This window comes from Undibacterium sp. TC4M20W (assembly GCF_049340245.1).
In the GTDB taxonomy this organism is placed as follows: Bacteria; Pseudomonadota; Gammaproteobacteria; order Burkholderiales; family Burkholderiaceae_D; genus Undibacterium.
Genome location: NZ_JBMPPI010000015.1, coordinates 1 through 24580, shown reverse-complemented (window position 1 = coordinate 24580; position 24580 = coordinate 1). Strand labels below are relative to the sequence as shown.

Annotated in this window: 20 protein-coding genes and 1 pseudogene; 6 read left to right on the top strand and 15 right to left on the bottom strand. The window is 50.7% G+C overall.

The genetic code is table 11. The annotated features are described in order from the left end of the window. Positions 1-252: 252 nt before the first annotated feature. Positions 253-1680 carry a cell envelope integrity protein CreD gene (creD, locus tag ACO0LL_RS17965; RefSeq protein WP_422952202.1) on the top strand — a complete coding sequence of 476 codons (1428 nt, stop codon included), beginning with the start codon at positions 253-255 and terminating at the stop codon, positions 1678-1680. Positions 1681-1795: 115 nt separating this feature from the next. On the opposite strand, the gene ACO0LL_RS17960 is transcribed toward creD, so the two are convergent. From ACO0LL_RS17960 to ACO0LL_RS17950, 3 genes are all read right to left on the bottom strand, one after another. Continuing rightward, on the bottom strand, positions 1796-2263 hold the full coding sequence (locus ACO0LL_RS17960) for a hypothetical protein (RefSeq protein ID WP_422952201.1): 468 nt from the start codon (positions 2261-2263) through the stop codon (positions 1796-1798). A gap of 146 nt (positions 2264-2409) precedes the next feature. Then, the gene (locus ACO0LL_RS17955) at positions 2410-2931 is read right to left on the bottom strand and encodes a cysteine hydrolase family protein (protein ID WP_422952200.1); all 522 of its coding nucleotides are present in this window, start codon (positions 2929-2931) and stop codon (positions 2410-2412) included. Between the two features lie 256 nt (positions 2932-3187). Further along, the gene (locus ACO0LL_RS17950; protein ID WP_422952199.1) at positions 3188-3748 is read right to left on the bottom strand and encodes an HD domain-containing protein; all 561 of its coding nucleotides are present in this window, start codon (positions 3746-3748) and stop codon (positions 3188-3190) included. Positions 3749-4382: 634 nt separating this feature from the next. Between ACO0LL_RS17950 and ACO0LL_RS17945 the strand changes: the two genes are divergently transcribed. Beyond that, complete coding sequence (locus tag ACO0LL_RS17945) at positions 4383-5069, top strand: tetratricopeptide repeat protein (protein ID WP_422952198.1); 687 nt, start codon at positions 4383-4385, stop codon at positions 5067-5069. A gap of 373 nt (positions 5070-5442) precedes the next feature. Beyond that, positions 5443-6129 (top strand): tetratricopeptide repeat protein, encoded by a 687-nt coding sequence (locus ACO0LL_RS17940; RefSeq protein WP_422952197.1) that lies wholly within the window; start codon positions 5443-5445, stop codon positions 6127-6129. A 31-nt stretch (positions 6130-6160) separates the two neighbouring features. Here ACO0LL_RS17940 and ACO0LL_RS17935 read toward each other — a convergent pair whose 3' ends face one another. The 12 genes from ACO0LL_RS17935 to ACO0LL_RS17880 all read right to left on the bottom strand — a co-directional run bounded on the left by ACO0LL_RS17935 (position 6161) and on the right by ACO0LL_RS17880 (position 21102). Beyond that, on the bottom strand, positions 6161-7306 hold the full coding sequence (locus ACO0LL_RS17935; RefSeq protein ID WP_422952196.1) for a YbdK family carboxylate-amine ligase: 1146 nt from the start codon (positions 7304-7306) through the stop codon (positions 6161-6163). A gap of 1 nt (position 7307) precedes the next feature. Beyond that, positions 7308-8504: a cation:proton antiporter gene (locus tag ACO0LL_RS17930; protein ID WP_422952195.1), complete on the bottom strand. Its 1197-nt coding sequence runs from the start codon at positions 8502-8504 to the stop codon at positions 7308-7310. Between the two features lie 39 nt (positions 8505-8543). Continuing rightward, positions 8544-9638: a gamma-glutamyl-gamma-aminobutyrate hydrolase family protein gene (locus ACO0LL_RS17925; RefSeq protein WP_422952194.1), complete on the bottom strand. Its 1095-nt coding sequence runs from the start codon at positions 9636-9638 to the stop codon at positions 8544-8546. Positions 9639-9928: 290 nt separating this feature from the next. Next, complete coding sequence (locus tag ACO0LL_RS17920) at positions 9929-11176, bottom strand: putative Na+/H+ antiporter (RefSeq protein ID WP_422952295.1); 1248 nt, start codon at positions 11174-11176, stop codon at positions 9929-9931. Between the two features lie 177 nt (positions 11177-11353). Continuing rightward, complete coding sequence (locus ACO0LL_RS17915) at positions 11354-11764, bottom strand: hypothetical protein (protein ID WP_422952193.1); 411 nt, start codon at positions 11762-11764, stop codon at positions 11354-11356. A 105-nt stretch (positions 11765-11869) separates the two neighbouring features. Continuing rightward, a complete protein-coding gene (locus ACO0LL_RS17910) occupies positions 11870-13987 on the bottom strand; it encodes a peptidase domain-containing ABC transporter (protein WP_422952192.1) in 2118 nt (705 codons plus the stop codon). A 284-nt stretch (positions 13988-14271) separates the two neighbouring features. Continuing rightward, the gene (locus tag ACO0LL_RS17905; RefSeq protein ID WP_422952191.1) at positions 14272-15666 is read right to left on the bottom strand and encodes a M16 family metallopeptidase; all 1395 of its coding nucleotides are present in this window, start codon (positions 15664-15666) and stop codon (positions 14272-14274) included. Positions 15667-15749: 83 nt separating this feature from the next. Further along, positions 15750-15920, bottom strand: a complete 171-nt coding sequence (locus ACO0LL_RS17900; protein ID WP_422952190.1) for a hypothetical protein — start codon at positions 15918-15920, stop codon at positions 15750-15752. 160 nt (positions 15921-16080) lie between these two features. Then, positions 16081-17409, bottom strand: coding sequence for a biotin/lipoyl-binding protein (locus tag ACO0LL_RS17895; RefSeq protein WP_422952189.1), 1329 nt, complete (start codon positions 17407-17409; stop codon positions 16081-16083). 365 nt (positions 17410-17774) lie between these two features. Beyond that, positions 17775-18269 (bottom strand): hypothetical protein, encoded by a 495-nt coding sequence (locus tag ACO0LL_RS17890; protein WP_422952188.1) that lies wholly within the window; start codon positions 18267-18269, stop codon positions 17775-17777. Between the two features lie 113 nt (positions 18270-18382). Continuing rightward, entirely contained in the window at positions 18383-19795 is a 1413-nt protein-coding gene (locus ACO0LL_RS17885) for a hypothetical protein (RefSeq protein ID WP_422952187.1), read from the bottom strand. 2 nt (positions 19796-19797) lie between these two features. Continuing rightward, entirely contained in the window at positions 19798-21102 is a 1305-nt protein-coding gene (locus ACO0LL_RS17880; RefSeq protein WP_422952186.1) for an SPFH domain-containing protein, read from the bottom strand. Between the two features lie 257 nt (positions 21103-21359). Here ACO0LL_RS17880 and ACO0LL_RS17875 point away from each other — a divergent pair, with 257 nt between their 5' ends. From ACO0LL_RS17875 to ACO0LL_RS17865, 3 genes and pseudogenes are all read left to right on the top strand, one after another. Next, positions 21360-22097, top strand: coding sequence for a response regulator transcription factor (locus ACO0LL_RS17875; protein WP_422952185.1), 738 nt, complete (start codon positions 21360-21362; stop codon positions 22095-22097). 1 nt (position 22098) lies between these two features. Further along, the gene (locus ACO0LL_RS17870) at positions 22099-24177 is read left to right on the top strand and encodes a sensor histidine kinase (RefSeq protein WP_422952184.1); all 2079 of its coding nucleotides are present in this window, start codon (positions 22099-22101) and stop codon (positions 24175-24177) included. 183 nt (positions 24178-24360) lie between these two features. After that, positions 24361-24580 (top strand): annotated as a pseudogene (locus ACO0LL_RS17865) (IS701 family transposase); the annotation flags it as partial.

Sequence of the window (24580 nt, the reverse complement as noted above, 5' to 3'; positions counted from 1 at the left end):
ACCGAGGTACGGCCTAACCTACGATACTGGCGTTACTCCTTCCCCTTCAAGTGGAAGGCGGGGATGGGGATGGGTTTCTGTAGCAAATTCATTTGCTGCCAATCGACTGAAACCCATCCCCACCCTACCCCTCCCCTTGAAAGGGAGGAAATTTAAAAGTTCATAGCTGTAATTTCCCTACTTCACACAAACCACATCATCCCCGCACATTCCTTTTTTACATTACAAGCTTCGCCATTACCGGAGCCTGTCATGCAAAGAAGTCTGTTATTCAAAATCGCCATCGTCGGCCTGCTGGCCATTTTGCTGTATGTGCCACTGGGCATGATACAGGCCACGATCTGGGAGCGTATGCATTATCGCGAAGAGGCGGTGCGCAGTATCACGGCGGATTCTGTCAGTGAGCAGGTTATCGTTGGCCCAGTGCTGGTCGTGCCTTATACCGAAACCTGGGAAGATGAGAGCTTTGATGCGACGCTCAATAGAACCACGCGCCGCCAGTTATCTGCCAATAAAAAACATTACATCTACCCGAATGAAATGCAGGTCACAGGTAATATCGATACTGACCAGCGCTATCGCGGTATCCATAAAGTACTGGTGTATACCGGGCATCATAAAATAACAGGCGACTTCATGCTGCCTGAATTGTCGAACATGGTGCAGAAGGATAATCCCAAAGCCATCATCACCCTGACAGAAAAGCCCTATATTGCCATGGGACTCAGTGATACCCGTGGTCTGAGAAATTTCCCTAAATTAATGTGGGATGAGCAAAGCATAGAGTTCAAGCAAGGCAGCAAGCTCAGTTCTTTCCAGCGCGGCATCCATGCGGGGTTGGATGGTGTCAACCTGGCTAGCGCAAAACAAGTCAAATTCAAGATAGACCTGGATGTGGATGGCATAGAAAAACTGAGCTTTGCACCACTGGCAAAAAATAACCAGGTGACACTGACTTCGAACTGGCCACATGTGCAGTATGGTGGTCGCTTCTTGCCATCACCCAAAGGCAGGATTAATACAGACAAGAATGTCAGTGCCAACTGGAATATCTCTTCCTTGTCCAGCAATGCACAGCAACAAATGACGCGTCTCGAAAACGCCGGGAACGCAGTCAAAGTAGCAAGTGGTACAAGCCTGAATGATGATGGCAGCCCCACTTCATCTGCTTCGCCTATCGATATCTTCAGTGTCTCTTACATCGAACCTGTCAACATCTATACGCAGGCTGACCGCGCCGTCAAATATGGCCTGATGTTTGTCGCCCTGACCTTTGCCGCCTTCTTTTTGTTCGAGGTCTTGAAACAACTGCCTATCCACCCTGTGCAATACACCCTGGTGGGTCTGGCGCTGGTGATTTTCTTCTTGCTGCTGGTCAGCCTGTCAGAAAAAATCAGCTTCGTGCTGGCCTACCTGACAGCCAGTGCAGCCTGTATTTTGCTCATCGGTATTTACCTGGCCAATGTGCTGCATAACTGGAAGCGCGGCCTGGGTTTTGGCGTGGCGTTGACGGTCTTGTACGGCATCCTGTTTGGTCTGCTGAGTTCAGAAAACAATGCCATGATGATGGGTAGCCTGCTGCTGTTTGCTGTCTTGTCCGGCATCATGCTGGCGACGCGCAAGGTCGATTGGTACAATCTCGGCAAGCCTGCTACAGACACAGCGTTTGATCATGCCTGATCAGTAAATCAGCTGGATAAGTATACTATCCAGAAATAGTCAGACATAACCCGAAATGAGCCGAAAAAATCAGAACCTTGTCAGTTGCAAATTTGCAGGCAAGGTTCTGGTTTTTTTATGCATGATCTATCGTCAACCCCGCATTGATCTCTGTCAGATTGCGCACCAGGGTTTCTGAATAATGCAGGCCTGCGCCTGAAGTGGCATAAACAAGCCTGAGCAGGATGAAGTACTCGCCATCGCAATAGTCGGCAACAGCAGGTAATTTGTATTTGACCTGCTCCAGAAAATCCAGCAGTTGCGCTTCTTCTGCCAGCCATGCAGGCAAGTTTGTTTCTGATTCGCTGGCACATTCCAGCAGGCCGGTACACCATTGCCTGGCCCCGCCATTGCTGTCTGGTTGTGCTGGCCCTGCCAGATGAATCGTCACCTGTGCATCTTCGCCCCAGCGCTTGAGTGTCTTGCTGTTGTTACTGATGCGCGAGACTGCCCCATCAAGCCCCTTGTTATCCGCCGCCAGGGCAAAGCTGTCGGCATCAAATTCTTCTCCTCCTACTTCAACATAAAAGCGCAGTAATTTCATTCTTGCCTCCGTGTTCAGGATTTGAAATGCAGTTCAACCGTATTCACCAGGCCTGGTACAAGCAGCCAGACCATAGCATTCTAGTCTGAATTGAAATTTTTGCAATTTCAATCCGCACTGGCTGGCGGCCTTCTTGCCTGGCAGGATTAAAAACGCAGATCTTCAGTCTTGATCAGACTGGCAAACAGACCATTCAGGGTCGCATTATGGTGGGCGATGATGGTGCTGGCAGGTAGCAACTCAGTGTCATTGCAGCTATGCGCATCTTCTACCAGTATCACCTTGAAACCCAGTTCACTGGCAGCACGGCAATTGCTGTCTATGCAGTACTGGGTTTTAAGTCCGCAAATGATCAGTTCCTGTATGCGCTTTGCGCGCAATTGTTGCAATAGATCCGTCCCTGCAAAGCAACTGGGCCGGGTCTTTTCAAATACGGTATCGCCTTCCAAATCGATACCCAACTCAGGCATGAATTGCCAGTTGGCACTGCCAGCTTCTATCGGCGAGCCCTGCGGACCAGTGTGGCGCACGGCAAATACCGGCACACTGGCGGCGTGTGCCTTGTCCAGCACCTGCTCTGTTGCATGGATAATGCGCCCACCATGGAACAGGCCTACCTGCATATCTATGACCAGCACGGCCGGGTTTGCATATGATTGTTGCACCATCTTTCAGACTCCTTTGCGCATTTCTGCATGGATAAATTGCCCGCGTACAGGCAAGAAAAAACCCCGCTCATCGCTGGCGGGGTTTGCTATTTCAGGCAGTTTTCACTACCTGTGATGACGCTATCAAGCCGGACGCCAGCCTACCCCGCTACTACCCGTGGTAGTCGTGGCGGTGATAGAAACTGTCGTGGTGGTCAATTGAAATGTCATGCGAACGAGTGTAGTTTTTACAAAAGCAATAGTCAAGTACAGCAAATCATTTCTTCAGGAACTGCGGATAGGCATTGATCTTTGCCTGCAGGCGCTGTGCCAGGCCAAAATCGGCAGTCAGCAATTCATCATGAATAAGCTGTGCCTCATCACGATACGCGAGTATCTTTTCATTGCTCCAGTAATGCGGCGGGTGATACAGATTGGTGATGCGGTCAGCCATCTTGACCATCCATATCTCTGCCGGTTGCTGGCGTATGCGGTCCAGGCTGTCGCGCATTTGCTCTGCCTTGGTCGGCAATGCGGTATTCTTTGACAGGGCTTGCACACCGTCCGCCACGGCCTGGCCAAATTCCTGCTGCAATAATTCATAGCTGGCGCTGGTGTCTTCTATGGTGTCATGCAACAAGGCACATTGCACGGCAAGCGCGCCATCGGCAGTAGTATTGGCTTGCAATGCCCACATCACTTCCATCGCCACGCTGGCGATATGGTTGATGTACTCAATACGTTCACCTTCGGCCTTGCCACCATAAGTTTGCCCGCTATGCTGGCGCGATGAAAACGACCAGGCTTTTTCGTAAATGTCCGGGGTCCATGTATTCATTTTTTTCCTTTCATGGCTACAACGCTTGATCAGGATGTAGCTGCAAGCTGCATGGGGGTAGAAGTGAGCTTCACAGGTTCAGAAAATCTTACCTGACAACAGTTCTGGATTTAAGCCACGGAATGGGCTAAGGAAGAGTGAACCAGCCCGGTATGATTCCGTGCTGCCAGACGTATTTTACTACGATCCTGAGATTGAAAAATTGCAGGATGACAAAATCCCACATAAAAAATACCACCCTGTGGCAAACATGCCGCTTGCTGCAAATTTAATCAGAAATTAGGCTAGGCAAGCAAGCAAACGCTCACTAGAATGGCCGACCTTTCCAGTTAAGCCAGGAAATTGAATCAACGCAAAGGAGATTCCATCAATGGAAGACTATAGTGGCAGCTATCTCAAGTGTAGCGGGTGTTTTTACATGGTTGGCTTTCAAGATTTCAATTGCTCTCACACATACACTCGCAACACGACCAATCAGCAAGCATTTTCACAGGCAAACTATCCTAGATGTGACATCACAGGTCTGCCCCACTATTGCGATCCAAGCACAATGGTGATGCTCACCTCACCTTGCTGGTGCCTGCACTGCAACAGACCAACTTTAATTGAACGCATACCGGACATAAGCCAATACATGAAAGCTGCCGCCTTGCGCAGATTACCGGAGCAAGAGAGACATAACGCTGCAAGTGACTACCTGCTTTATCTTGAGGATGAAAATTTCCTTGAGCACTATCAATGGCGCATGACACGCACAGCACCATCAAAATGTCTGCGTTGCGGTAATAGTGCCTATATATTGATTGATGAAAACCAACGCGATACAGGCATAACACATGAGTACTGCTGGAATAGTCCCATTGAATGCATGTATCCACCAATCGGATCTGCAATGTATCGGGCACAAATCAGTTGTTATCACGCTTTAAATGGCGAACTGAACTGGCTGCACTTGTCTGAAAGAGCAGTCATTTCCTGCATGACTGATGACCCGTGCAAAACTGATTTGCGTGCAGCAGCATACGCTATCGTACGCTACAAGGAAAAAGAGTCCTTTGACATTCTTGAGGTACTCACAAAAGAAAAAAGAACCCCTGCCATGACCGCGCTGGGTACTCTTTACCTGTTCGGCATTGGGGTTGAGGCTGATGGTGAGCTGGCTATCCATTATCTCAGCAAGGCACTTGAGGCGGGAGATGGTCTGGCCGCGATGAACCTGAGCAGGATGTACTGGGCAGGCATGGCGGGTATCAAGGCTGATGATGAAAAGATGAAATCTTACCTGCATACGGCGAGGGAAATGGGAATATATATCCGTTAGCTGCTGCCCATCTTGTATAGCTTCATGGGAATTGGAGGGCAATGACACTGCAGGGTAAAAAAGTGTCAACACCAAGATCAATCCACAAATATTGAAGGAGCATCTGTCTATGGAAGACTATTTTTATAGTTACTTAACGTGCACTGGATGCGGTAAGAACTTTCACTTTGACGCTCCAAGGCATAGCCATGTGTACACTCGCAATACGACTAATCAAAGTGCTTTTGCAAAGGAAAATATTCCCATCTGTGAATACATCGGTCTCCCGCGCTATAGCGATTCGAACGCCTTGGCCTTGCTTGTATCCCCCTGCTGGTGCCTGCATTGCAATACCGCGAGCTTTGTTGAGCGTGTTCCCAGCATAGAGCAGTACATGAAAGCCGCAGCCTTACGCAAACTACCGGAAGAACTCAGACCCAGAGACATCCATGACAGACTGCTCAATTTATACGACGAAGGTTTTGCCGCCCATTATCAATGGCGCATGTCCCGTACAGCGCCGCCAAAGTGCCTCAATTGCGGCCATAGCGCTTATATACTCATTGACGAAAACAAGCGTGAAACTGGCATTACACATGAAGACTGCTGGAATAGCCCGATTGAACTCCAGTACCCACCTATTGGTTCAGGGCTATATGGTCGTGAAATAACTTGCTATCACGCCTTATCAGGTGAAGTGAACTGGATACACATATATGAAAGCGCAGCTTTTTCCTGCATGATCGATCACCCATGCCAGGCCGATTTACGTGAAGCCGCCTATGCGATCATCAGGAAAAATTTTGCGACCGCTCTGGACATCTTGCAGACTCTTGCCAGGGATGGTATCAGCGCGGCCACAACCGGCTTGGGGGCACTTTACCAAACTGGCATGGGTATCGAGCCAGATGGCAGCACGGCTCTCCATTACCTGAGCAAAGCACTGGAAGCAGGAGATGGAGTTGCCGCAGCCAATCTGGCCATGCTATATCGTTTTGGTTCGGCTGGCATCGATAAGGACGAACAAACGTCATGGTCATATGCCCGCACCGCCAGAAAAATGGGGATATTCTTATGTTAGTTTTTGGCAGCCGATAAGCAACTCCATACGCTCACATCGCCACCCACCTGGTACGGCGCCTGCGGTCGCGGAACATGTGTATCGCGGAATGTACCATGCCTTCGGGGCTGCCGCTTTCCTGATATTGCTGGCGCAGGTATTGGGCATCGTTGCCGGTGCGGGCCACTTCACTCAGGTGTGTCAGTGCGGCTTGTGCATCGAGGGTTTCTGCTTGGGGTTTGAGCCTGTTCAAGGTGGCGAGTATGTCTTCGCGCAAGATGCTGTTTTGATAGGTCTTGGGATGCACGGTGACACCCTCAAAGCCAAAACGGCAGGCCTGGAAGCGGTTGTAGTTATAGACGAGATAGTCGTCTTCTTCTGGCGCAGCTTCGCGCCTTTCCAGCAGATAAGAACACAGGACTTGCAGATAGGCGGCCAGGGCGGCGGCTCTTTCCACATTCAGAGGGGTATCGCAGACGCGCAGTTCTATGGTGCCGTACTCTGGCTTGGGGCGTATGTCCCAGTAAAAATCCTTCATGCTTTTGACGACGCCGGTTTTTTCCATCTTGCTGAAATAGCCGTTGGCAAATTCATCCCAATTAAGCAGGAAAGGAGCGCGGCCTGACAAGGGGAAAGCGTACACAGAATTGAGACGGGCAGAATTGAACAGCGTATCACCGCCCTGCACATAAGGTGAAGAAGCAGACAGCGCAATGAAATGCGGCACATAACGGTTCAGCGCATGCAGCAGGAACAGGGCATCATCACCGGAGGTGCAGCCTATGTGTACATGCTGACCAAAGATGGTGAACTGCTTGGCCAGGTAACCATACAGTGCCGACACTTCGGCAAAGCGTGGCTTGGAAAATATTTTGCGGTCTGTCCATTTCTGGAAAGGATGGGTGCCACCACCACATATACCGATGTTGAGGATATCGGCAGCGCGCACGAGGGTGTCGCGGATCTCGGTCAGTTGGCCCAATACACCGGTATATCTGGTTTGCACGTCGGTGCAGATTTCTATCATGCTCTGGGTGATCTCTGGAGTGACGTTGCCGGGAAAAGGCTTCTTCGCCAGCAGGTGCAAGAGATCGGGGCTGGCAGCAGTCAGATCAAAGTCAGACAGGTTCACCAGTTGCAACTCAAGTTCTACGCCCATGGAGAGAGCGTCAGACTGCATGAATTCTCCGAGTGGCATCTTATTGCTCCATTTCTTCTGGTGTTTCTTTTGCGGCAAACAGGGCCAGGTGGGTCAGGATGGGGCCTGCAATTTCCAGTATCAGGGTCATCGCGACCAGGGCATACCATTCATTCGTCATGGTCATGCCCAGCTTGTTAGGCTGCTCAAGATTAAGGATCAGAAAGACAGACACCGGTGCCAGCCCCAGGCCGCTGAGCATGCCCTTGCGCATGGAGATGCCGCTGACTGGTGCCAGCAAAGTAGTCACAATGATCTTGCTGCCCAGGCGCATGACCAGCAACAGGCTGCCCAGCATGACACCAGCCAGCACCTGTGAAAACGCCAGCGTCGATGCGGCAAACACAAACAGCACTACCGCCAGCAATTCACCAAGTACCCCAAAGTTTCTTTGTGTACGGCCCAGGCTGATGCGCCTGTGTCTTGCCACCAGGCCAAAACTCAGGGTCGCGAGTATCGGTGACAAGCCAGTCGCATGGGTCAGCGCCACCAGCACGATGACAGCAAAGGCAAAACCGAGAGTGCTGTCCTGCGTCTGCCTGCCGCGCCAGCGCAATATAGTGGGCAGCAAGATACCGAATACCGTCCCCGCCAGCACGGATGCACAAGCCACCAGCATCACCTGCAAGCTCTGGGCCGAGGCTTTGAGAATATCGCCCGGTGCCTGCATGACCCCATATACCAGGATGAGTTTGAAGGCAAAAACTGCCAGCACAGAATTGATCGCCGTCAGGTGCAGGATGCGTTCACTGACCTGACCAGAACTGCGTTGCTCGTTAATCACGCGCAGTACGGCAGCGGGTGAAGACGACATCGCCAGTGCCGCCAGTAACAGCGACATCAGTTGCGTGCTGCCATACCATAGGGCGACACAATACACGGTAGCAAAGGTGGCTGCGGCTTCCAGCAAACCTGTCACGGCCACCCAGGGATTAAGGCGCAGCCAGTGCAGGTTGATGCGGTAGGCAAACTCAAACAGCATCAAACCAAAGGCGATATTGGCGAGCAGCACCAGGCTGTGGTTATCGAGTGGTGACAGGTAATCCGGGAACAGGTTCACCAGCACAAAACCGGTCAGTGCATAGACACTGATGCGTGGCAGATGCAAGACACGATTGAGAATGTCCCCCAGCAACCAGGCCAGCGCAAGCACGCAGGGCCATGCCATCTGGCTGATATTGATGGAAAACTCGGTCATGCTGTCTCCTCCGCCAGACCAGGCTATTATTTTCTACATTCAGAATCGGGTTTCCCGGGCAGCACGCAAGAAACTGTCCAGTATGGGTGTGCAATCAAGCAGGCCACTCTGCCCCGTCAAATGAAATTCAGGATGCCATTGCAGGCCCACGACAAATTTTGCTTTTTGGTAGCGTATGGCTTCAACGATGTTGTCTGCAGGTGAAATGGCCTCTACCTTGATATCCCTGCCCAGATTCTTGATCGATTGATGGTGGATGGAATTAACTTTAGCAACAACACCAGGCGGGAACAGCTGTGCCAGTGAAGATTGCGGCGTAAACTGCAATTCATGGCCATGCTGGTCGTACAGGTCATTGACGTGAGCAAGAGCGCCCGGCACTTCAGTGACGATGTCCTGGTACAGGCTGCCACCAAAAGCCACATTCAATAACTGGCAACCACGGCAGATACCGAGCAGCGGTTTGTCGGCCTCGATAAATTCATGCAACAACTCGAGTTCATACATGTCGCGCGTGCGGTCACCATTCCACTCAGGGCGGGTCGATTGTTGTGAATAACTTTCAGGTGCGACGTCTGCACCACCTTGCAAGACCAGGCCATCAAGATGCCTGGCGTAGTCACGCAAGCGTATATTGCTGGGCCGTATCAGGCCATTGGTATTGACTGAGGGGATCATGAACACCATCACATCGCGCGCCATGACCCATTGGGCAATGGATTCTTCCAGATACTGCAGGGTCTTGCTCGACAAGCCCTTTGCACCGTTCTGCGGATGGAAGATGCGGGCAGACACGCCTATCTTCAGGGTACGCTGGGTAATGCCCTTGGCTGTACGCATGGAGGTAGCCCGCAGGCGCGCGGTAATGACACGTATCATCGTGCGCCAGGGTGATTCATCTGCCAGGTAAGGAGAAGGGGCATGCCCTTTAACTGTTTCTTTGGTCGCAGTTGCAGCCTGTGTCACTGGGATGGCAGACGGGGATAGATTAGCCTGCTCTGCCAGATTGCCTGATACCGTGCCTGATAACGTATTTGCAGGCAGATTTGCGGGCGGGTCCGTTGCAGCAACAGGCGCCACTATTCCTGAGTGCGGGGTGTTTTGTTGTGCTTGATCATTTTTCTCATCCGGCATGGCATATATCCATCGCTGATAAAGGTGAACACCAAGGCATACCTGTCTGCATATTCATGAAGAAAACATCATGCTGTGACAGTAAAGATACTACACGCTTGAGCGGTCGTAGTCTGTCAGACTATGCCTATCCAGGCTTGATCCTATCAGGGCAAGGCAAGCCAGTTCATGTAGTAGCGCTTGATTCAGTATAGTTCAAATCTGTTTTTTTGAAATGTGCCAACATCAGCAATATCAGCAGACCCTGATCCGCATCACATCCCGCATCAAATCCTGCTTAATATTCCGCATCAAAGCAAGAACATCAATGCCGCTACCAGCGTGGGCGGCAAGGCGCCCAGCAATAAACCAACTGCGCCTATCGATTCATCATTGAAGCCACGCTTCAATAAAGCCACGCCTGCGGGATTGGGGGCATTGGCGATGACGGTCAGCCCGCCGCCAGCGACCGCACCGGCGACCAGCAGGTATTTTGCCTGTTCACTGAGACCAGCAATCAAGGAACCCAGATAAGTCAGTGCCGCATTATCGGTAATCGCCGTCAGGCCCAAGGCTGCGAAAAACAGGGTATGCGGCTGCAGGCTGGAGACGATGGGTTGCAACCACCATTGCTGCATGCCGCCCAGCACCACCAGGCCAGCGAGAAAGAAACCGACCAGCAAACCCTCTTTTAAAATCAAAGGGCTTTGATGGCGTTCATACGCCTGGGTATAGCCCATGAAGAACAGGAACAGGCCGAGGAAGAATACAGGATGATGGGCAAACAAAACCACACCCGCCAGAAAAGCCAGATGTATCAGGCTGACGACCAGTGGCACGGTCTGTACTTGGGTGCTGTCTGCTGCATTCTGTGCAGGTATATGCTTGCGCAAAAGCAGTGTAATCACGCTGGCATTGAACAACACGGCCACAGCCGCCTTCCAGCCAAAAGTGGCCAGCATGAAGGCGCTATCCCATTGCCACACTGATGCCACCATCAGCACCGGTGGCGCGGCATAGGAAGTCAACGTACCGCCTACGGAGACATTGACGAACAGCACACCCAGCGCAGCATACTTGAGCCACTCTGGCATGCCCTGTCTAAAAATTCTTGGTGCCAGCATCAGCGCAGCCAAGGTCATCGCTGCCGGCTCGGTAATCAATGAACCCAGCAAGGGCACGACTGCCAGGCCAAACCACACCATCGCCAGCGCATCAGGTACAGGCGTGAAACGCGCCAGCACCTTGAGCACACGGCCAACGATCTCCAGCACAGGGCGCGATGCAGCGACCACCATGACGACAAAGACAAACAGGGGTTCGGTATATTGACGCGACTCGGCATACGCCACGGCGGCATCACCACCAGACACCAGCGCCATGACGACGATGAGCACAAAAGCCCAGAAGCCAAACACAACTTCGACTTCACCCAGTAAGTGAAACAGGCCCGCATGCCTGACATGCCGGTGCGCCAGCACTTCAAAAAACTTGGCGCTGAAAGTATGCAACAGGGCCAGGCCAAAAATCACTGCACCCAGGGTTTCCATCATGTTCATCATGCTCGTTCCTGCATCAATACAGAGACATATCTTACACGAGCGTGAGCCTGCTTACGAGCTAAACCGGCGTGGCAGAGACCGATAAAAGTCTTGCCATTTTGTATTGGGCAGAGTTCAAAATCGCTGTATTTTTCTACTCACCAATACCTTAGAGTACGGCAGTCAGCCAAGCCATCATAAGCCGGAAAAGCCGGAAAATCTATGCATTGCCATGGCCTGCAAAATACTATCCTTGATACAACCAACCAGGGCACACAAGATAAATGCATCAGCCATACTCAATTTATATTCAGCCCAGTTCCTGGTCATGATCAAGAACAGCGCCAGGAAAAAGAATACGATGCCAGTCCACTGTGCCCTGAGGTTAATCCTCATCGTCATTGCATTTGTTTTTTTGTATTCTTCAAAGACGGTATAGGCTTCGAGCATGATAAAGGCCGCGAGCGGCACCCAGAAACTCCACATTGGTGCACCATCGCGGATACCATGCATCATAAAAAATAAAAACACTGAGACATTGGCTAATAGCGCAACATACACAGCCATTTTGCTGGATTCGAAAATGCTCTTTTTTTCTGTAGTCATTTGCTTGTTCCTTACAGTTTTCAATCAGCCAAATTTGTTATCATAGACAACAAGCATATCTGGAACACCAATTGTGTCCGCCAGATGTCTATAAAAATTGACTGTTCAAGCCAGCTTCAAACCCGCTCCATCTTCTTTCGCAACAGCTGCCCGCACCTCCACTACAGCCCCCTCCTGGATAGATACTACTCGTTCCGCCGCATTGATGGTCTCAGGTCTGTGCGCCACCATGATGCGCGTCAGTTGCAAATTGCCGAGTGCCTGATTGACCTTGTTTTCATTGTTTACATCCAGATGACTGGTCGCTTCATCCAATGCCAATACCTTGGGTTGTTTGTACAAGGCACGCGCCAGCAGCACACGCTGCTTTTGTCCGCCAGACAGGCTGCTGCCCATATCACCAACCAGGGTTTGATAACCCATGGGCATCTTGCTGATTTCTTCATGAATGGCAGCGAGTTTGGCGCATTCTTCCACCCTCTGTTGGTCACAATGGCTATCGAAGAAAGCAATATTGTCCATGATGGACCCGGCCAGCAAGACATCTTCCTGCATGACCGTACCCACCAACTGGCGGTAAGTCTTGACGCCTAGCTGGGTGATGGGGATATCATCGATCAGCACTTCACCTTCTGTTGGTTTCAACAAACCCAGAATGATCTTGCACAAGGTAGTTTTACCACAACCACTGGGTCCAACCAGGGCGATGCTTTGCCCGGCAGGTATGGTCAGGTTCACATCACTCAACACCCAGGGTTCACCTTCGGCATAACGGAACTTGATGTTCTTGAGGGTAATAACCGCCTTGATACGCGAGATATCGGTTTCGACGGCAGTTTCTGCCTCGGCTTCTTCCAGCACGATGTCTGCCAGCCTTTCACTATGCAGGCTGAGCATGCGGTAACTGATGAACACATCAATGAGGCTGGAAATGCGGCCAGTAAAAGTACCCGCATAGCTGGAGAAGGCCATCAGCATACCCACCGTCAAGGTATTTTGCATGACCTGGCCAGCACCGATATAAAACAGCGCCAGGCCTTGTATGCCAAAGATCAGGGTATTGCTGACCTTGAAAATGATCGACAGCTTTTGCGTCTTGATATCGCGGTTCTGTACATCGATCTTCAGGTTTTGCCAGCGCGACAGTCGTTCAGTTTCACGGCCAAACAGCTTCAAGGGGGTGACTGCGCGCATGGTTTCCAGGAAATGGGAACTCTCTTTGGAAGACAGAATCAGCCGCTCTTGTGATGCTTCACGGAAAGGTTGGTAGAAAGCCCAGCGCAAACCTGCGTAAAGAACCACTGCACCCAAGACGAGCATGCTCAGTTTGAGGCTATACACCAGCATCATGACCAGCGCCAGCACGGCCATCAGGCCATCGAGTGCGCTCTCAACAAACATGGACGTCAGGGTGCTCTGTATAGACCCGATGGAACCAAAGCGCGACACCACATCACCGAGATGGCGCTTTTCAAAATAAGAGACTGGCAAACGCACCAGATGGGCAAACACGCGTGCCGACCACTGCAGGCTGATATCCATGCTCCAGCGCATCAAAAACCAGCTACGGGCAAGGCCTATGGCATTCTGGGTGATCTTCAACAGTGCAAAACCAAACACCAGCACGACCAGTAATTCTTTGTCACCGCTGACGATGACTTCATCAATGACAAATTGGTTGAACAGCGGTGCGCAGATGGCAAATATCTCCAGCGCCAAAGCCAGTGCCAATACCTTGACGATGGCAGAACGCAGGCCGACGATATGGCCTGTCAAGTCACGCAGGGCAACTTGCTTTTTTTCTTCCTTGGGTTTGAATGAAGGGCTGGGTGCCAGCTCCAGTGCTACGCCGGTAAAGTGACTGGATGCTTCCTCCAGCGCAACCCGTCTTTCTCCGACTGCAGGGTCAAGCAAAACCAGAGTGACCTTGCCACGCCAATCCTTGCGCACGGCTTTGAGTACCACGAAGTGATTCAGGTTCCAGTGCAGGATGCAAGGCAAGGCCAGTTGATCAAGCTCATCCAACTCAAGTCGCAGCGGGCGGCTGTTCAATTGCATGGAAGACGCATGCCGCATTAGTTGCGCCAGCGTCGCACCTTTGAGGCTGATCGAGAACTGACGGCGTAAATCAGCCAGGTCAGTGTGATAGCCAAAATGGCTGGCAACCATGGCGAGGCAGGCGAGACCGCATTCGCTTGATTCGGTTTGGAGAAGGGGTTTCATTCTTAAAAAGCGTCTAACCGGAATATTTTCTAAAGGTGCAAACGAAATTAAAGTGCAGGAAAAGTAATTCTGTTTACATCCGAATAGTGCATTCAACATCTTTCACGTAGTGCCCACCAATGGTTTCTTACCGACTTCAAGCCAATATCTCTGTCGCTCATAATTTTTCAAAAATAATTTGAGACCGGATAATTTTCTTTCAAATCATTTGTGTTTTTCAAACAGAAATCCTGAAGCGATTTTGGTTATGCAGAAAATTAGCTTTCAAATTTAATCGAAAACTGTCATTTCACATTTTTGTCTTCAATAAAAATTCCAGTAGTTCGATTATTTGGGACTAACCAAGCATTTGAGATTTCTTGCAAACGACCTAATGTCATTTTTTGTATGCGATCACGCACTGAGAAATATAGTTGCCAGTTACCTGCAGCGACATAACGGGACAAATTTTCTGAAAACTTCTTAATGTCTTTACGTTCATTAATCGATTTCTCTTTGTATTGCTTTTTAATTTCATCCAATTCGATTTGACTGAATTTTTTCTTCCCCAAATTCGATTCTTGCAGCAAAAAGAACGCTTTTGTTTGAGGGATTTTTTCTGCGTCGCCGAAATCTAGTTCGGCGTAAAAAATCAATGCGTTTGCATCTGAGAATTGCAAAATAGCGCTATCGAAATTGCTTGATTTTTTTGAATTTAAGAAATTTTTTTTCCAGCTAGTTGCACCATCATCACTATTGAGCAATTCGCCCACTAAAGCTATCGCAGCGTAATCAGGATGATCAATTCCTACTGTATGATATGCAAGAAAAACTGCTGATCGGTCTTTGGGACGACGAATAACAAATTCTCTTTCTCCCAACTGCGGATACCTATCTATGCCAATGTTTGGTATAGATAACTGAGATTTTTGAATGACAGCGAAGGCGCTCGCAGCAGAATTCAAGGCTCTTTCAACATCAAAATTACCTGCGATAATTAATGTTGCATTGCTTGGGTGGTAATATTTTTCCCAGAATTTTTTTACTTCATTCAATTGAATGTTTTCCAAATCAAGGCGACTCCCCAAAACATCAATGCCATAGGGATGTTGCTGAAAAACACTTGCAAGCGTTTGCCTATATTGAAATCCTCTAGTGCTCGATTCATTTCCTTTGATTTCGTCAAATACTTCAGCTAAAGCTACTTGCAAACTTTCTTTTGAATAAGAGAAGTTCTGCATACGATCTGCTTCCACACTTAAAATCCAGTCAAGATAATTATCTTTAGCTTCGAAATTGGAGCGATAGTATGTGTAATCCGCGCTTGTAATCCCTACACGCTTGAATTTTCGTTCTTTCATTTCCTGCTGCAAATCTGGATATTGTGCAGATCCACGCATAACAGCAAAATGTTCAAAAAGATGGGCAATACCTTTTTCTTCAGGTGCTTCGTTCTTTGAGCCAACGCGATAAACCAAATTCACAACAGTATTTTTTACTGATGAATCTGGTATAAGAAGTATCTGTAAACCATTACTTAATTTATATTCACTTATTCCCTCAAACTCACGAATAAAAGTACCTGTTTCTTGACTATGATTAGTTTGCAGTGATAGCGGTTGTTTTGCGCTAACTGCGGCTGTGGCAAACAGGACAAGTAAAGCAGCAATTGCGTTTATCATCTTCACTGTTGAGTCCATTTTTATGTTTAGAAAATCAAAATTAAGAAAAGCAAGCAGCGCAAAATTACACCGCTTGCTTTTACAAAAGCTACATGCTCACATTAGCCTGTTGTGCCACGAGTTTCGCGGCGAATAGTATCAGCGGCTTCTCTTGCTTGTTGCTGATCATATTCGTCTTTTTCTTCAGGAGTCATTCTTTGGCCTGTGACTGTCACAGTGTCAATTCCGCCGCCAATTTGATCCAACAATTCTTCGTTTGAAATAATACGCATTTTGTGTTACTCCTATACATGGTTAAGTGAACCATACCTCATGGCATGGTTTTACTGCTCCGTTCAGGGTCTTGACCACCTTGAACGGTATTTCGGGCTGAGTCTGTTGGGTTTTCCTGACAGGCTCAGCATCGAATTCTGAAATTCTTTGTTACTGCTGCTAAGCACGCGGGTTCATCGCCAGCACTGGCTCCAGCACCCACTCCCAAATTCTCCTGCTGTCCTGCAAGACATCCGCCTCCAAGGTCATGCCGGGCTTGAGCATTTGTGCTTGTCCATAGGCATTGATGCTTTGCTCATGCAACCTTACCTTGATGCGGTACAGCGCTTCATTACTGTTGAAACCATTGATGGCTTGCTGGGCATTGCTCAGTATCGTCGTTGCCAGATTCTGCGGTAGTTCAGACGGTGCGAATGGGGTGCGGCTGACATCGACCACTGTTGCCTTGTGCAAGCCGAACTTCTGATAAGGAAAGGCGGCATAGCGTATCAACACTTCCTGCCCTGGCTGGATAAAACCTGCTGTGCGGCTAGGGGCATACAGATGGGCTTCCAGCGATCCTGTTTCTGTCTTGCCTGCTTGAGCGGTCCTGGCATCAACAGGTATCAGGCTGGCCAGTACTTGCCCTGTATTGATGGCTTGCCCTGGCTGATTGGTCAGGGCGGTAATCGTGCCTGCTTGTGTTGCTATAATTTGCACCGCCTGGCGATTTGCATTTTCTGCGACTTCTTGCTTGAGGCTGGCCTTGGCTCTTTCTATCTGTGTCAGGTCGGTTGACAGACTATTCGATAAAGTATCGAGTTCTGATTGCAGGGCAATCTGGTTGGCCTGCAACTGGGTTTTGCTACGTTGCAGCGTGCTTAAGCGGGTGCTGATGTCGAGCAGGTCTTCCTGCTTTTGCTGGGTCTGGGCAGCGGAGACATAGCCATTGCCTTGCAGGGTTTCATACTTGGCGACGCTTTGCTGTGCCAGTTGCTGGCGACGCTGGGAAAGCAGCAATTCTTGCTCAAGCTGGGTATGTTCCTGGGCCAGGTTCGCCAGTCTTTGTTGCAAGGCCTGCTTTTTTTCCTGATACTGGCTTTGGCGCAATCTTTGTTCTGCGGCCATGCTGTCGGCACGGCTGGCAAGTTGCTGGGCGACCAAGGCGGTAATTTCGCCCTGGCTGTTCTGGCGCTCGGTACTCAGAGTAAACAGGATTTGCCCGGCTTTGACTTGCTCGCCTTCCTTGACGTGGGTAGTCAGCAAGATACCGGCATTGGGTGCAGCCACGCTAAGCTGGCCACCTATAGGCACTGTGATACCAGTGACGCGGGCTTTTTTGGTGATGCTGCCGAAAGTGATGTAAGCAATCAACACCGCGGCAATGATCAGGGCAACAATCGCAATTAAAGAAGCGGACAGCGGCTGTGCCAGGCGGATGGAACCCATCCATTGGCTACCTAATGCTGCTGTCACTTCAGGGCGAAATAGGGGGCTGGACTTACTCATCACCCACCTTATTGACTTCAAATTGTTGCGATTCCAATGGCATCTTCGTTTGTCTGCGGCAATATTTCAAAAAAGCACTTAGCTACCGTGCATTGATTACCAGCATAAATGAAAACCTTCAGTAAATGTCAAACAAAGTTAAAAATATATTTTAAACATGCTTAAAGACTATTTAATATTTTTCTGCCAAGATCGCGCGCCGCGTGTGCGGGCGCTTGAAATTGCTTATCCTGAACTACGCTGATCGCTCCTTGCTCATGTAAAGTGACCAGGACATCAAAGAGGTGTCATTCAGCGTCTGGACATCGTTCTGATGTCCAGACATTTGTTTTAAATCCCGCCCCATTCACGCCCATGTGCAAAAATCAGTCGCCTTGCTGCTGCCAGACTGCCTTACCCGACTTCAAATAAATCAAGCCGCTGGCAGAGCCTTCTTTCGCAACAACGATGCCATCGTGTTGCAATTTGACAGACTTGGCATGATAGCTGTGCGGCTGTGAGCCTTTATCTTCGACATACCAAAGTTCCAGCCAGGAAAAATCGTCACCACCATTGCCTGTTGTATGTCCTGCGCCAACAATGACAGGCTTGGCTTTGCCGTGCGACAAAAAAACGATACCTTCTTTATTACTCTTGCTATCTTTGACCAGGACCGCCAGGTCGCCCTTGCCAGCACCCAGAAAATTGCCACGCCAGACAAAGGGATTGATGCGGCTGTTGACCTCGATAGATTCTTGTTTGGACAAGCCATCAAGCTGCTTGTTTGCCCAGTCAGGCAATTGCATCTTGGGAGACACATCCTGTGCAAAAGCGATGCTGTTGGCGAATAACAGCACGACGAACGCTAATTTGAAATTCATGGCAAAACTCCTGGTAATGATATAAATGTTTAAGTATCGTTTTGAATAAAGGCCTGCATTACTATTAATGATTACTACGACTGCCTACTGCCACCGCGCTCACTACAACTATCTCACCTCAAACTGATGGTCTGTCTCTTCCATGCCGGGTCTTGCCACTTGTAGAACACACTCAAAGAACCTGGCTTGTCGGCAAAATTTTCTACTTGCAGACTGTCCATGCTGACGATTTCAAAGCTCTTCTTGAAACGGCCTTCGACTTTGGCTTCGCGTGCTACCAGCATTTTGTTGATGCCAGGCACCCAGCCTGCGAATTCTGCATAGCCAAGATCGGGGTCACTATTCGCTGGGGGCAGGATGTCGATAATCCAGCCCTGGCTGGTCTGATGGAATAACCAGAGTTCGCGCCAGTTTTCCATGGGTTGTACGGCCAGAGTCAGCGCAGTGTTTTGTGCATTGGCGCGGGCAGATGCGGCCCAGACCACGCTATAGGTGCAGCGCTTTGCCAGCGGGGTTTTAATGTCATGTTTGGCATCAGTCAGCATGACGCAGGTTTCACCCGGCTGGCCTGGAGCGGTGATGATGTTCAGGCCAGGTTTGGGGATGATGGCGGGTTCAGCCGCCCAACGCGTCGTGCCTACCCGTACACCAGCGTCGGCATAGGTATAGACATCTTCATCAGCGAATTCTTCTTTATTGACAGCGGCCAGTTCGGTCAATGCGCGATTAGCGGCGTCATCCACCTTTTCGCCTTTGCGGGCGCGCTGGAAGGCGATGCTGGACCAGACGCTGGCCTTGCGCATGCGCATACGGTTTTTCAGATACTCGGGCAGGCTGGTGGTGTTGACCTTGTCGAGTACATCGGCACGCCACTGGTCGAGTGCATAGCGCTCGGTGGGACGCATGGTGGGGTCTATACAATCCTGTCTGGTTACTGCCAGGGCAGCACGGGCTTTTTGGTCGGGTGTGGCATTCATGGCCAGTACACGGCGGAAGGCTTCGCCGTCGTAGCAGAGTTGCATACGGCCTTCGCGTTCATAGCCTTTGATGTTGATGCCGTAATTGGCAACCACTTCGAGGTGGGCGGCAATGGTGGCTTCATTTTGCTTGGGCTGTTTGCTCGATGCGCGCTTCGCCAGGCGCTCTGCCATGCTGCCAAGTGCATCAAAGGCTTCTGCACCTATGGCGCTGGCGGGAGCAGCTTTGAGGTAAGCAGCGGTATAGCTGATGCCCAGGGATTCTGCACCCGGCGTATCACGCAGGAAGCGGATGACGGCGAAGGCATCGGGTGCATCATCGGGCTGCATGGAGACCAGGCGCACTTGTGATGTCTTGATATAGCCTGCACGTTCTCGTCTGTGGTCATACACTTGCAGGTAGTCGAGTTTTTCACCACGAATTTCCAGGCTGTCGCCCTGCCACAGTATGGCCTGTTGTTGTGCACCGTCCTTGGGGGCAGCACGCAATTGTGCCTGGTCCTGTGTGACAACAGCGAGCACGGCGACAGCAGCTAAGGTAGCAAACATGATTATTGGCTCTCTTTGTTTTCGTTAGTGGTTTCTGTTTCAGCTTCGGTAGCTGCTTTTTGCATGCCTTGCCTGTTGTTCTTGCCGCTGCCCAGCAATGTCGCACCAATGAAACTGCCATCTGTTGGTGGTGGCGCGATGATGACCGAGATCTTGTCTGATAATTTGTCGGCCATGGTTTTCTGTATCAACAAGGGGTGCTTGCTCAGCAAAGCACCTTCTCTTTCCATCTGCACGCTGGCGACCTTGCCGACCAGGTCTTGCCTGTAGGCTTCGGCATCGGCCAGTTTGCGACGGGAATCAGCCTCACCCTGTGCTTCGATGACGCGGGCCTGTGCCGTACCTTCTGACGTTTTGATGCGGGCCATTTTTTCTGCTTCGGCTTCAAACTTGCGTTGCTCTATCTGTTTTTCCTTGAAAGGCAGAACGTGCTTCATGGCTTCTTCCTGCGCTTTGGCGGCGATGATTTGTTCATTGCCTGCTGCCTCAGCGGCCTTCTCGCGCTTGATCTTGTCAGCGTCAGCTTCCAGCGCGGTTTGCTTGACCTGCTTGTCTTTGAGTTCCAGCGTATAGCGCATTTTTTCGCTTTCCAGTTCTTCGGCCAGCAGTTTCTCCATGCCGCGTTTATAGTCGGCAGGCAAATCAACCTTGCCCATCATTACACTGCGCAGGATGATGCCGTCAGCGGCCAGTTTGGGTTTTAATTCAGCTTCTATCTGTTTCTGGATTTCTGCGCGCTTGGTGGAAAATATCTCGCGTACTGTATACAAGGTGAATGCCTTGTAGATGACGCCCTGCACTGCCGGTTCAACGATGTCGGTATTGATGTTCTCTGGCAGGCTGGTGGACATATTGGTCAGCTTGGTCGGGTCAACTGCATAACGTATGCTCAGGTCTACACCGAGTGACAAACCTTCTACCGACTGGAACGGTGCTTCGCCATCGGCACGGCTGCTGCGTGTGGGTTTGTATAACTGGTCTTGCAGGCTGAACAGGCGCAACTCATGCAGGCCGGGTACGACAATCAGGGCACCGTCACGCACCTGATCAGCATGACCGGTCAACTGGTTGATACGCACACCCACGTCACCACGCGGGATATGTTTGACCGGTGGATGAGTGCTGATCGCATACACGGCACCACCTACCAGGCTGAGCACTACCAGGCGCTTGAAAGTGACTTTGCTGAACATGCCTGATTCTGTCGTGACCCTGGCCCCGGCTTTGATCCCCGATGCGCTTTTGCTGAAAACGGAAGACAGAGTGGATCTTACGGCTTGTACCAGGGATTTGATACGGTCAGACATGATGGCTCTCCAATGATGGTGGTTTTTTCAGGGTTTCGTGCAGTGGCGTTTGCCCTGCTTCCCTGAGACACATCATGCGCCGCAGCCCGCGGAACATACAATGCTGGGGCGGGGGCAGAAATATCACTGTGGCAAGCTATTTATTCCGCGCCTGGAATAAGCCTTGCCGCGTGTGAAGAAAAACTCACAGCGGCTTTATGACATTTACGGCGAAAGCGTGGATACTGCGGTTATTGAATACATTGCAGGAGAAAACCGTGGTCAAAGTAGCTGTCATCGAAGACGATCTGCCCACCAGTAATCAGTTAAAAACCTGGATAGAAGCAGCAAAACCGGGTATACAGATAGACCAGTGGTTCAGCCGTGACGATGCTGAAGCCGCCATCGCACGCGAAAACTATGACCTGGTGGTGCTCGATATTGAACTGGGGCGCGAGCGCCATGCCGGGGTTGCCATCATCAATGCCATCAACAAGCAGCATGCCACACCGGTGCTGGTGGTGTCTGCCATGCCGGCCACCATCTACCGCAGCATCATGAAAGCCCTGGATGCCTGGGATTACCTGCAAAAAGCCACTTTTGAAGAAGCTGATTTCATCGAAACCTTTCTGGAAATGCTGCGCTCAGTCAAGGAACGCAAGCTGCATAAAGAGAGCCAGACCGCCTCTTATAAAGAAGCCGCAAAAAGCCCCGCTGCCGACCAGCTCAGCATGGATCCCTTGCGTCAGCGCACCCCCATCTGGCGCGGCCAGCGCATCAACCTGCCACTGACTGCACAACGCATACTGGCCGCCCTGTTTGCCAGACGTGGCCAGGTGGTGTCGTATGAAGACCTGTATGAAGTCGTCAAGAGCGGTCGCAACCGCGACAATATACGCAAGCATGTATCGACGATACGCGATGCATTTCGCGAGATTGATGCTGACTTTGAATGCATAGAAAACGTCCCCATGCGCGGTTTCAGATGGGTGGATGACGACGCGGGCATAAGCTGAGATGAGCAAGTTTTTGCTGGCGACTTACCGGCTGCGGATTTTATTCCGTGGCGTTTTCTTATTGCTGGCGCTGGCAACCGTGGGGTTGGCGCTGTCTGTCTTGCAGCAGGAAAAGCAACTCAGCTATAACAATTATCAAAGCAATTTCAATAAAACCCGTTTGCAGATATCCGCCACCCTGCGCCACCCTGCCGGGCAACTGGCCTTGTTGAATCCTCCTGCTGACGGCAAACGCGCATCCCTGCGCCCTCTGTTGCTGCCGTATTCTGCGATTGATTTTGATGACCAGAACAAGGTACAGCAAGCCATCGCCATGTCAGGCTGCCTGGTGCAATATGGTAATGAAGGCGCACTCTGTAGCGGCATAGGCAATAACCCCTGGGCCGGTGGCTTTATCTATATAGCGGGTAATTTCAATAGCAGCCAGCTGGTGTCGCACAAGCGTGGCAATGAAAGCCTGACCCAGGCACACAGGCTGAAAGTCAGCGTCCGCCTGCGCGGCCAGACGTATCGATGGATAGCCCCGTTTGAAGAAGAGATAGCACCAGCGAGACAAAACCAGGGCGTGCGCGGGCGCTGGACAGGATTCAACGAAAGCGAAGCCAACAAACCGAATGCCCGCCCGGTAAAAGACTTCCGTGGCTGGGCCTGGCAACAGGCAATCTGTAACCAGGCAGACCAGGACGACAAGGATGCTGACTGCCAGAAAAATACTTTCTTCTCGCTGCGCCTGCCGATACCTGTGCTGCAGGAAGCCCTGTTTGAAAAGAAACGCCCGGTCTGGCCGCCACAGGACCTGGACCAGATGGAAGTCAGCATCGCCGTGCTGCCACCTGACTCTGACACTGCCCTGCTCGACAGCAAGAGTACACCGACTGCAACCCCATTCTCTCTCAAGGATTTACAAGACAATCTCTTGCCTGGCGAAACCCTGCGCATACGCAAACGCGATGCGCAAGACAGTAAAGACAGCAAGGATGACCTGATCAACCTGACCGGTATCGTTGAACAAAGTGATGAATCCTGGAATATCATCACCCGCCTGATACGCCGCCTGCCTGTCGATGAATACGATGTGCCGCTAGAAAGCCGCGAAACCATCAGCACGCCACTGGCAAATTATGAAGTCTTGCTGAAGGGCGATGTGCGCAGCGTCAGCAAGAGCCTGAGCGTGGTTGCCAGCCGCGTGTCCTGGTTCGTCAGTGCGATGTTGCTGGCGCTGACGCTGGCCTGGCTATTGATCGAGGTCAGCATCATACGGCGCATCACCCTGCTGACCAGACGCGCAGTGTCGCTGTCGAAGACCATGAAGGGCGCAGGTGAGCTTGAGCAATTCGATGTCAGCGATTTGCGCAGCCCAGATGAACTCGGCGTACTGGCCAGTTGCCTGCATGACTTGCTGCGCCGCGTAAAGGAAGACGTGGAACGCGAAACCATACGCACGGAACAAGAGAAAGAAATGTGGCATGCAGTCGGCCATGAAATCATGTCACCGCTACAGTCTTTGATGGCCCTGCATGGCACGGCAGATGACCAGAGCAACCGCTATATCAGCCGCATGCAGCAAGCCATACGTGTGCTGTATGGCAGTGCTTCGCCTAGCGAGGCATTTCAGTCTACCGTGCTGCAAGTCAGTGAAATTGACATCACCCTGTTCCTGAAAAACGTGGCCGACAATGCACCCATGGTGGACATACCGGATGTGGTCTATCAAGGGCCGGATGAAGTCATTATGGTCAAGGCCGATGAATATTCACTTGAAGATGTCGTCACCCATGTCTTGCGCAATGCCCAGCGTTATCGCAAGACTGATAGTTCTATTAGTATCAGGTTACAAGATAGTGAAACTGCGGTGACTATTACTATCCACAATGATGGCCCGCATATTGCCGAAGATTTGATCGACAAGATTTTTGAGTACGGCGTATCGGACCAGCATGACTCGGGCGCGAATGGCAACCGTGGCCAGGGTCTGTTTGTAGCCAAGACTTATATGGCGAAGATGGGCGGGACTATCAATGTGCAGAATGTGGATCAGGGTGTGAGTTTTGTCCTCACTTTGCAACGAGGAAATCCGTAAACCTCTGGAGAGAGAAAAATAAATCACTGGATTCCGGCCAGAAGCATGGCGGAATGACGTAACTGGGGCATGGCAAATCAAGCGATGCACCAGTCTATATTATTAGGACTTACGCAAAAAAAGTGAGCTATTTTAAAAATGATGTAAACCCAAAGCAGCTTTCAAGTCAGTAAACTAAGGGACATGACATCAAAACGTCCGAGCCGACTGGATTACTGCCAATACTTGCTGGTAAGCCAAATCAACTACACGATCACGAACTATGCCGACCATGCGCCAACGGAAATGAGCCATGACATGATCAATCGCTATCTGCGAGATGAAAGGCTAACGTCGCGCCTGGTCTGGGAGAATGTCCGCTCGCAAATTCAACCCTCTGCGCATGGCTATGTCGTCTTCGACG